Source organism: Kitasatospora sp. NPDC101447 (assembly GCF_044767225.1).
GTDB lineage: Bacteria > Actinomycetota > Actinomycetes > Streptomycetales > Streptomycetaceae > Kitasatospora.
The window spans coordinates 20924-30345 of record NZ_JBIWNL010000062.1 but is presented as its reverse complement, the minus strand read 5'-3'; the positions used below and the strand labels follow the sequence as shown (position 1 = coordinate 30345).

The window sequence follows — 9422 nt, the reverse complement described above, 5'->3', positions numbered from 1 at the left end:
CCCCCTTTAATGGTGGCGCGCTCGAAGGTCACCTGCCCGTCGATAAATGCGGCGCCGCTGAAGTCGATGGAACACTTTCCGAATTCTGCGCGATCGAATCTGGTTTCCCCGCCGGTGAATTTGGCACCATGGAAGATTACTGTTGTGCCGTCCGTGAACCTCGCTTCCTTGAAGTTGCCCCCATCGATGACTGCTTCCGTGAAGTCAAAGTGGTAGCCGCACCATGTTGTCTTTGCGTTCTCGCGGAGATGGCTTGTAATAGTGCGGATAATAGACAGGCGAACTTCTCTTTCTCCTTCTTGCAGGCCTGACAGGCTGCGCAGGCAAGGAAGCCGCAAGTAGGAGCAAAGCACATCGATACAAGTCTGTCTCTGTTCCTCCCAGTCATCGGCGAGACTTGCCATGGCGTAAACCCCAGCCATCCGCACCGCTGCCTGATTGTGTCCAAGCTTCTCAGCGGCAGTAGCGAAGCGCTCGTCGAGCGTCCTTAGCCGCTGATGCTTCAAGGTTCGGCTGGTCCCCCAGAAGACCAGAACTGCGGCGAGGACAGTAGCGACAGGGAGGAGCCAGGTGGCACCCGGGGAGCCGGTCAAAGCATCGATGAATTCCATATCTTGCGGATCCAATCCCGAATGATACTGGCCAAGAGGGTGCGGGTAGCGTCAGTGCTCCCCAGGGTCGTTCTTGGTGAATTCACCGAGAATCGCTGCCGTTTGCATCACTGGCTATATCACTGGTGGATACCGCAGCCCGCAGTCGCCGGATTTCACCGTATGCGGTTTCCAGCCGTGCGGCGAGATCGCTGTTCGCCGCTCTAAGCTGCTTGACGCGTGCGAGCGCGGTTTCCAGCCGTCGCTGGATGGACGCGACCGACGCGGGATGCGATCCGGTTCGCTCGGTGGCGGGTTGCCGGTCCTGCAACTGACGGATGGCCGTGACGAGGTCGGGCTGGGTGTATAGCCACGACCTCGAGACTCCGGCTGCCTTCGCGATCGCCGCGAAGCTGGTGCGGTTGCCGGCGCTGTGGGCTGCCGAGATCGTCTTCTCGGCGTCGCTGCGTGCGCGCTCGCTGCGACGCCGGGTAGCCTCGGCCAGTGCGGCGGTGTTGTCAGCTGGCGGCATCGACGTCCTGCACCTGTCCGCCGACGACGATCTGGTTTTCGGCAGTCCCTTCGAGTGCACTGATGATCGTGTTGAGCTTGCCGAGGGTGCGGCGGTTCTTCTCCGCGACCCGGGCGAGCCCCGCCTGCTCGGCCTGGGCGATGAGTTCGCTGGTCTCCTGCCGCTGCTGGTGGTGCTGCTGGAGGAAGTCGCCCGTGGTGATGAAGAACCGGCAGTCCAGGCAGGGGTTGGCGTACTCGCAGTCGGTCTGCACCGGGGCTCCGCAGTAGCCGTTAGGCAGCGTCACCTTCGCGCGGACCAGGCTCATCTTTGCCCAGGCGGCCCCGGCGAGCGGGTGGTTGGCGGCGATCTCGGCTTTCCGCCCCTCGTGGTCGAGCTTGAGGGCGTTCTCCCAGTGCCGCCGGAGCGTCTTGTCGTGGAGCTTGGCGTAGACGGCAGTCATGGCTGGCGACATGTGATCGAGCAGGGTCTGGATCACGGGCTGGGGAACGTCGGCGTTGATCATCCGGGTGGCCAGAGTGTGCCGGAACTGGTGGAAGGTCACCTTCACCGGGCGGCCGTGCTCGTCGGTGAGTCTGAGCCTCTCCAGCCAGATCGCCAGGTGGTCGCGCATGCGGCGGTCGCTGACCGGCTTGCTGCCGTCGACGTTCTTCAGCGAGGCGGGAAGGAGCCACTTGCACCCTTGCGGGAAACGTTCGAGGACGGCCTGCTGCTGGCGGCCGATGTCGGCGGCGAGTTCCTCGCTCAGAGGGAAGAACGCCGGGCGGTCGTGGATCTTGCGGTTGAGCCAGGCTAGGTAGGGGTTGTTCTCGGCGTCCCGGACGATGCAGTCGAAGGGCAGCCAGCGGGCGTCCTTCGTGCGCAGGCCGCAGGCCATGAGGATCTTCAGCAGCACCCGTCCGTCGTCGGACGGGAACAGTGCGACGGCTGCGGGTGCCTCTAGCTGCCGCATGAGGTGCTCGGGGATGAACCGCGGCTTCAGCGCGCGCGGCTTAGGCACGTCGTCATAGATGAACGAGCTGCGGGCCAGGTCCGGTTGCCACTCATAGCGGTGGACGTCGCGCAGGAAGACTCCGACGCAGCTGACGGTGCGGGAGCGGTAGTGCTCGCTGTGCCCGTCGGTCTGCAGGACGGCCAGCCAGGTCTCGATGCGGGCCCGGTTGAGCGCCGCCGGCCCGGCGTCAACGCCGTCGACCTCGGCGAAGTGGCAGGCAAGGCGGGTGATGGCTTGGATGCTCAGGGTGAGGCCAGCCGGGTTGCTGCCGCGGGTCAGCCGCCAGCGGGCCCACCGCTTGGTCAGATCTCGCAGCCAGGGTTGGGGGATGCCGCCGAAGTGCAGGCGACAGCAGTCCTCGTTCGCCAGGTCGAGCAGCCGCAGATCCCAGCTGTCACGCGGAAACTGATCGGCCCATGGATCGTCGGCGATCAGCAGCCGCTGCAGCTCGAACCGGGTGTCGCGGATGAAGGCGTAGGACAGCGACTGATAGCCCTTGCGCGCGACGCGGCAGAACTTCAGCCATTGAGTCTCGTCCCAGTCCATCAGGCTACGCACGCCCGATTCACGGATCCAGCTCAGCGCGCGGGTCACCGTGCGCGGGGCCGTGTGACGGTCCCCAACGTCGGCCCGGCGCTGCAATCCGAACTGCACCTCCAGGCGGACCTGGCGCCCCAGGTCGTGAAACCGGATGTAGGGATCCCGTCGCAGCTCCAGCCGCTCAAACCACTCGATCAACTGGTCGTCCGGCAGCTCGGGATGGCCGTTGTTGCGCCAGCGGATGTAGTGCCGCCGGCACAACACCGAACCGGGCCCTGTTGTCCACCAAGGGCAGTCGGGCAGCACACAGTCCCGCTCGCCGTGCGGCGGCGCCTCGTAACGCACGGTGGTCAGCCACGCGGCCACGTCCGGCGCCCCGGCCGCCTGCCATAGCTCGGTGTGCCGGGTGCAGACCCGCGGTGAGCACCCGTTCATCGAGCGGCGGCAGCCCGTCACCGCGCAGCCCCGGATCACGCGGTGGTGCCGGTGGTAGGCGTCCTCGCTCGGCACCCACGCCTCGAACTCGGGGCGGTCGGCCTGCACCCACCGCTGGTAGTGCGCGGTGCACAGCTGCTTGACCGAGTAGCTCAGCATCCGCCCGCACGACGGGATGCGGCACTCGCCCTGGAAGAACACCCGGCTGTCACGAGGCGGATAGAACTCCTCGCCCCGGAACTCCGGTCGCACGACCTCCATAAGCCTCTCCAGCAGGCCGGTCGTCGACTGGACGCGCTCCGGCATGCTCACGCTTCCACGCTCCCGTCCCTCAGCAGCCCTGTCGAGACAAGGACTTCCCGATGATCCTCCACCGTCAGATGTGCGTAGGTCTGTTCCGTGACCTGTGACGACGAGTGCCCCAGCAACTCGGCTACGACCTCGATGGGAACCTTGGCCCGCAGCAGCCGGGTCGCCCAGCTGTGCCGCAGCACATGCGGCGTGAAGTGCCCGATCCCCGTCCGCTTGCGCAGCCGGGCCGCCAGGTCTTCGATCGCGCTGCGGGTCATTGGCGCCTCCACCGGTGGCCGGAACAGGTTCACGAACACGTAGTCGCAGTCCAGCGTCCCGTACTCGCTCTCCATGTAGTCGGCGTAGGCGTCGAAGACCTCATCCCCGGCCGGGACCGTGCGGGGCTTCAGCCCCTTCACTCGGGCCGCGTTGACGTTGTTCTCCCGGGGAACGACACGTACTTCCCCGGCCCGCAGCCGCAGGTCCTCGTGCCGCAGCCCGAGCGCTTCGCCGATCCGCAGCCCCGTCTCCGAGAGCAGCACGATCAGGAACCGGTCCCGCAGGTTGGCACAGGCGTCGACCAGGCGCTGGATCTCGCCGGCGGTCACTGTGGCCGGAGCCTTGGGCGCAGTGGCGATGCGGATCGGGCTGTAGTCGTCCGGCCCGGGGCCGTGGCGCCGGGTGTGCGCCAGCATCGGCACGTACCGGCCCATCGGCCGCGGCCCGGTCAGCTCCCCCAGGAGGGCTGGCACGGTCTCGTCACGGCGTGCGTGGAACCGGTAGAGCCCGGCGAGTGCGGCCCGCTTGCGTACGAGCGTGGTGTTGCCGAGCGCGGGCGGGCTGCCCGGCAGTTGGTACACGCCGGGCTGACGCGCTGGGCGCGATCGCTGGAGCCAGGCGAAGAACTCCGCGAGGTCCTCCAGGCCCAGGTGCCGGAAGTCGGCGTCGCGTTGGCTGGTCCACTCGAAGAAGTCCCGCAGGTCGTGCGCGTACGCCTCCACGGTGTAAGGCGAACGTCCCATCGCGGTGAGATGGCCCAGGTACACATCCGCCGCGTCGACGGGCAAGCCACTGCTGTCGATGACGGTGTACGACACCCGATCGAGATCCGGAACCCGCACCCGCTGCACTCGCATAGCTCCCCGCTCTGCGTCGACGACATAACCGCCCAGGTGTCCACGACGGGCACCCGACGCTGCCCACTTCAACGACGAAGACGTCGAAGACGGCACGCAGTGACCTGTTCATAACGACGAAGCACCGCGGCCTGGTTGTCCTGCACGCCGCCCGCGCCCTCGCCCGCGACGGCCAGGCCGACCCGCTCGTCCGCGCCGTCCTCGCCCGCCCCGGCGCCCCGGCACTGACGACCGGCTCCATCGTCGCCACCGCCAGCATCACCGACTGCCACCGCGACACCGGCTGCTGCCGCCCCTGGGGACTGCCCGGCCTCTGGCACTGGACCCTCACCGACGTCCAGGCCCTCGCCGACCCCCATCCCCGCCGCCGGCCGCCTCGGGCTCTGGCGCCTCGACCCCGGCCAGCACGTTCTGCTCCACCGCCACCAGGTCGTCGGCCGGCCCGCCCCCGCTCACCGCTGACCCGCCCTGCCCCGGCCGAATGCCCAGCCCGACCGGGGCTGTCAGCAGGGTCGAAGGCTCGCACCCTAGATACCGGGTGCGAGCCTTCGTCGTTGTGCGGGTGGAAACGCCGTTTCCACCCCCCGCACCTATACACGACCATCAAGCGGGTCCTGACCTGCCGACACGGCTACCTCATTGCATGGCTCACCCCTTCGCGTCAGTATGCTGACGTCATGGCAACCCCAAATTCGGGAGTCGACCGGGAAAAGCTGACGTCAAAGCTGCCCGCGTCCCTCCACCAGAGCATTAAGGTGCGTGCGGCCCAGCTGGGTATCGACCTCCAGGACGCCGTCACTGACGGCGTGATCGCCTGGCGTGCTCACACCGCCCCCCTGCCGCGGCTCGACACGTCCGGGGCCGATTCGTTCGGTACCTGGCTCCCCGTAGGCCTCTACGACGCGTTCAAGGAGGACTGTGTCCCCCGCGGGGTGTCCTACATCCAGGGGCTAGCCCAGGCCGTTCGGCTGTGGCTCGACCAGCATCCGGCCGACGAGGCGCAGGTCCAGCAGCCGGTTCGACGGATCGTCATGGCCAACCAGAAGGGCGGCGTCGGCAAGACCGCTCTCTCCGCGGGCATCGCTCAGGCCTACGCGGAAGACGGGCAGCGAGTACTGCTCATCGACTACGACCCGCAGGGACACCTCAGCCACCAGCTGAACATCCCTGCCATCGACGCCGGTGAAGAAAGCCTCGTCACCCACATGCTGGAGCGCGAGAAAGCCCGCCAGAGCATCCAGGACCTTGCGGCCGTCATCCCTGGCGAGCGCTTCGGAGGCAGGCTCCACGTCCTCCCGGCCGCCTTCGACGCCTTCCTCCTCGACGCGGGCCTCGCCATGTTCCGCGGACCCCGGCATGCCGTTCTGGAGCGCGCGCTCAGCGCCGCGGAAGCCGATTACGACGTCATCGTCATCGACTCCCCGCCGAGCCTCGGCCTCGCCATGGACGCGGCCCTCTTCTATGGCCGGCAGCGTGACGGTGAGCAGCAGGGCCGCTCCGGCGTCGTGATCCCGGTGGAGGCGGAAGACAGCTCCGCAAAGGCCTACGGCATGCTCGTCAAGCAGATCAACGCCCTCATGGCCGACTACGACCTGCACCTGGAACAGCTCGGGCTCGTCGTCAGCAAGTACGACTCCCGCCGCGGCTTCATCGCCACCTCTTCCCTCGAAAAGTGGCGAAGCCTCGGAACCCCCCGGGTCCTGGCCGTCAACAAGGACCTCCGCGAGCAGCGCGAGGCGGTCCGCGTCACCCAGCCCCTACTCGCCTACGCCCCCGACTGCGAGCAAGCCCACACCATGCGTCAGATCATCAGGGAGCTCGCCTCGTGAGCAGTCGTAGCAAGGCCGCCATGCTCAGCGGCTCCAGCACTTTCGACGCCGTCGCACCGCAGCCCGTGAGCGCCCGGGGCCGGGCGCTGGCCGCCCTCGACGGACGGCCCGCCGCCCCCGAGCCAGCAGCCTCCGTGACCCCCCGGAACGAGGTCCCGCTCGACCGGCTCGCGCACAACCCGTTCAACCCACGCGAGACCCTCACCGAGATCAAGGAGATGGCCGACAGCCTCGAAACCCGAGGCATCGTCCAGGTGCTCACCGTGGTGACCCGCGGCGCGTTCGCAGCCGCTCACCCCGGACACGAGGACAAGATCGGCGCCGCCGACTTCGTCGTCCTCGACGGCAACCGCCGCCTCGCTGGCGCACGCCTGGCCGGGCTGGACAAGCTTCCCGTACACATCGACGACAGCCTGGCGCACACTGCGGACGACATGCTGGAGTCCGCGCTCGTCGCCGCAGTCCAGCACGTCGAGATCGAGCCGCTCGACCAGGCCAAGGCGCTGGAGCGGCTCGTCGCCGTCCACGGTTCCATGCGAGAGGTCGCCAAGCGGCTCGGCAAGAGCCACGTCTGGGTCTCCCAGCGGCTCTCCCTGCTCAACCTGACCGCAGAGCTCAAGGAAGCTGTCGAGACCAAGCAGCTGCCCGTCGAGATCGCCCGCTCGGCAGGCAGGCTCCCCCAGGACCAGCAGCAAGCCGCGGTTGAAAAGGCGATCGAGGAACGGGCGACGTCCAAGCGATCGCGCAGCGCCACACGTGGAAACGCCGTTTCCACCCCCGACGCGACCAGTCCCGTGCCACCGACGGCAGAGCCCGGTGGAAACGGCGTTTCCACCCCGACCCTGCCGGACCAGCGGGAAGCCCGCACCGACGACTCTCCCTCCGTCACGGTCCGGCTGATCCCCTCCGATCCCCGGGCAACCGCACAGCTCCTCGTCGACGCAATGGACCATCGCCAGGCCGTCCAGGTGGCATCCGAGCTCCTGGAGATCCTGAAGCGCGAGGCCGAGCCCAAGCACACTGAGCGCTGACACACCCGCCCGCCACCCCTATGCGACGCCCGGCCCCCGCCGGGCGTCGCACGTGTTTCCGCCAGAAGACTGCTTCTGCCTCCGGAAGGGCATGGATCAACCCGGACCCACCCAGGGTGAGGGGAGCAGCGCGGTGTCGTGGCGAGATGCGGTACCCCCCGCGTTGCGGGTGATGTTGCAGGGGCAGGCCTACTCGGACCCCTACCTGGAGTTGCTGCGCGTCGGGGTGGAACATTCGGAGGTCGCCGAGGCCGTCGTCGTGACCCTGGCGGTGGACGGGGCACTCGTGTCGGGGACCGTGATCCCGGCTTCGGCGTGGGAAGACCTGTACTTCCGCCAAGTCGCAGAGGCCGACTACTACGGCCTGCGGAAGGTCATGCGGGAGGTCCTCGGGCACCTGGACCAGGCCGCCGAGGACGGGCGCCGCCGGGTATCCGACCCGCGTTTCCTGCACCTGAAGAACGTCACCGTCCGCTCGGGCCGGACCGCCCGGAGGCTGCCGGCCTGGCGCGGGCCGATCGCGGCGGTCAGCGGCTGGAGCTTGGGCGAGCCGGACGAACGCTGACGGCACATCGCCCGAACTCCAGCAGGGGATGGACACCGTCGGACCGCTGCCGGTGCCGACTGTCAGCCGCGGCGGCTGAGGCCCGGTGGCACCTGGTGGCCTTGGTGCCCGGGCAGGTGGACGGTGGGCGGGTACGCCGGCGGAGGAGGGACCCGGGCCGGCCGGACCGGTGAGCGGTCGGGCGCGGGTGGGGCGAGCGGGTAGTCGTCGTCGGATCCGACCGCCCGCGCTCCGTCCGGGCCGGGCTGTGCCGTCGTGGTCGTCGGGCCGGTGTCGGATGCTGCGGGGACGGGGTCGGCGGCGGGCGCCGGTGGAACGGCGCCGGTGGTGGGAGCTGGTGCTGCTAGGACAGCGTGATGCTCGGCCGGGACCGATGGCGGTTCGGCCTGTTCGGCGGCCTGGGGCGAGGTCGATGGCTCGGGGGAAGGCTTGACGGCGGGAGCGGGCTCCGCTGGCAGGGACAGCTGGTGGCGCTCCTGGTAGAGCGCGGCGGCTGCTCGACGCCGGGCGTTCCACCGCCCGGTCTGGACCCGTTCCAAGGTACGCATCAGGTCCCGGACGGCGGTGAGGGTGAACACGCCGCAGGTACGGGTGAGCTCGTCGAACGAGGTCGGGGCAAGGCCCCAGCGGGACGCGTCCGGGGCTGGCAGTGGGCGGCTGATCCGCCAGTCGTGGCGCCAGTTCCGGCGGCCGCCGGTGAAGTCCCAGTCCTCCCCGGACCTGGCCTGGTGGGTGAAGTCGTGGACGCGGTAGGGGACCAGGACCTTGGCGCCGTCCAGGAAGTACACGCCGCGCCCGCAGCGATAACCGCGAGCTGCTGCTCGGTCGGCGCGATCGTCATGCGGTCGACCAGCGGGCCGCCCCGGCCCTGCGGCGCGACCTGCAGGTCAGCGAGCCGGCCCGCGGCCGCCGCGTCCGCTGCCCAGAACCACACATGCCGCACGCCGCCGTACCGGGCCCGGACGCTGCGCAGCCGCTGCTCGACCTCGGCGACCGTCGGCGGCTGGCGGGGCCGCTCGACGATCGTCACGTTGTCCCCGGGGCCGCTCCCGCGCAGCACGACTGCCGGGGGAGCACCCCTGCGGGGCCTTCGCCGCCGCCGTCCAGGCCGTTCGGGAACTCCAGCACGCAGTGCGCGCCGGGCCAGACCCGGATGATCCGCTGCTGGAACTCGATGACGATTCGGTCGTCCAGCTCCAGCTCCAGCTCCAGCTCCAGCGGCTCGCGGACCTCCGGCGCCGCGGAGCAGACCGGGTTCGCCTTGTGCGAGAAGTGCGGTCTGTTCGCGGCGCCGGGCTTGGCGCTGCGCAGGACCAGGTTCTCCTTGCAGGCCCGGCACACGTACCGGCCGTCGGCCAGGCCGGGTTCCAACCCGGCCACCCCCTGCGAGAGGTCGACCCACCACTTCGTCACCCGGTCGTACACCCACGGGGCCGACGTCTCCTCCATGCACCGGATCATGCCGTCCCGCAGGGCGCC

9 protein-coding genes are annotated in these 9422 nt (G+C 69.0%); 3 read left to right on the top strand and 6 right to left on the bottom strand.

The window, feature by feature from the left end; genetic code table 11:
- From ACIRST_RS41275 to ACIRST_RS41260, 4 genes are all read right to left on the bottom strand, one after another.
- Positions 1-626 (bottom strand): pentapeptide repeat-containing protein (locus tag ACIRST_RS41275; protein ID WP_402809688.1); only part of this gene is annotated, 626 nt, incomplete at its 3' end.
- A gap of 67 nt (positions 627-693) precedes the next feature.
- The gene (locus ACIRST_RS41270; protein WP_402809686.1) at positions 694-1122 is read right to left on the bottom strand and encodes a DUF6262 family protein; all 429 of its coding nucleotides are present in this window, start codon (positions 1120-1122) and stop codon (positions 694-696) included.
- The gene (locus ACIRST_RS41265; RefSeq protein ID WP_402809691.1) at positions 1109-3397 is read right to left on the bottom strand and encodes a tyrosine-type recombinase/integrase; all 2289 of its coding nucleotides are present in this window, start codon (positions 3395-3397) and stop codon (positions 1109-1111) included. The genes ACIRST_RS41270 and ACIRST_RS41265 overlap by 14 nt, the downstream gene beginning before the upstream one ends.
- Before the next feature lie 2 nt (positions 3398-3399).
- Positions 3400-4512 carry a tyrosine-type recombinase/integrase gene (locus ACIRST_RS41260; protein ID WP_402809683.1) on the bottom strand — a complete coding sequence of 371 codons (1113 nt, stop codon included), beginning with the start codon at positions 4510-4512 and terminating at the stop codon, positions 3400-3402.
- Between the two features lie 683 nt (positions 4513-5195).
- Here ACIRST_RS41260 and ACIRST_RS41255 point away from each other — a divergent pair.
- The 3 genes from ACIRST_RS41255 to ACIRST_RS41245 all read left to right on the top strand — a co-directional run bounded on the left by ACIRST_RS41255 (position 5196) and on the right by ACIRST_RS41245 (position 7943).
- Positions 5196-6347: a ParA family protein gene (locus ACIRST_RS41255; protein ID WP_402809681.1), complete on the top strand. Its 1152-nt coding sequence runs from the start codon at positions 5196-5198 to the stop codon at positions 6345-6347.
- Between the two features lie 20 nt (positions 6348-6367).
- Complete coding sequence (locus tag ACIRST_RS41250) at positions 6368-7378, top strand: ParB/RepB/Spo0J family partition protein (protein WP_402809679.1); 1011 nt, start codon at positions 6368-6370, stop codon at positions 7376-7378.
- A 172-nt stretch (positions 7379-7550) separates the two neighbouring features.
- Positions 7551-7943, top strand: coding sequence for a hypothetical protein (locus ACIRST_RS41245; RefSeq protein WP_402809676.1), 393 nt, complete (start codon positions 7551-7553; stop codon positions 7941-7943).
- A gap of 62 nt (positions 7944-8005) precedes the next feature.
- On the opposite strand, the gene ACIRST_RS41240 is transcribed toward ACIRST_RS41245, so the two are convergent.
- Both ACIRST_RS41240 and ACIRST_RS41235 read right to left on the bottom strand, forming a co-directional pair.
- Positions 8006-8731 (bottom strand): hypothetical protein, encoded by a 726-nt coding sequence (locus ACIRST_RS41240; protein ID WP_402809673.1) that lies wholly within the window; start codon positions 8729-8731, stop codon positions 8006-8008.
- Between the two features lie 238 nt (positions 8732-8969).
- A complete protein-coding gene (locus tag ACIRST_RS41235) occupies positions 8970-9392 on the bottom strand; it encodes a competence protein CoiA family protein (protein WP_402809670.1) in 423 nt (140 codons plus the stop codon).
- Between the last annotated feature and the right edge of the window lie 30 nt (positions 9393-9422).

Excerpts from the sequence above, each read along its gene's own strand:
- ACIRST_RS41270 (WP_402809686.1), bottom strand. The coding sequence starts at position 1,122 with ATGCCGCCAGCTGACAACACCGCCGCACTGGCCGAGGCTACCCGGCGT.
- ACIRST_RS41265 (WP_402809691.1), bottom strand. The coding sequence starts at position 3,397 with ATGCCGGAGCGCGTCCAGTCGACGACCGGCCTGCTGGAGAGGCTTATG.
- ACIRST_RS41255 (WP_402809681.1), top strand. The coding sequence starts at position 5,196 with ATGGCAACCCCAAATTCGGGAGTCGACCGGGAAAAGCTGACGTCAAAG.
- ACIRST_RS41250 (WP_402809679.1), top strand. The coding sequence starts at position 6,368 with ATGCTCAGCGGCTCCAGCACTTTCGACGCCGTCGCACCGCAGCCCGTG.
- ACIRST_RS41245 (WP_402809676.1), top strand. The coding sequence starts at position 7,551 with ATGTTGCAGGGGCAGGCCTACTCGGACCCCTACCTGGAGTTGCTGCGC.
- ACIRST_RS41235 (WP_402809670.1), bottom strand. The coding sequence starts at position 9,392 with ATGGAGGAGACGTCGGCCCCGTGGGTGTACGACCGGGTGACGAAGTGG.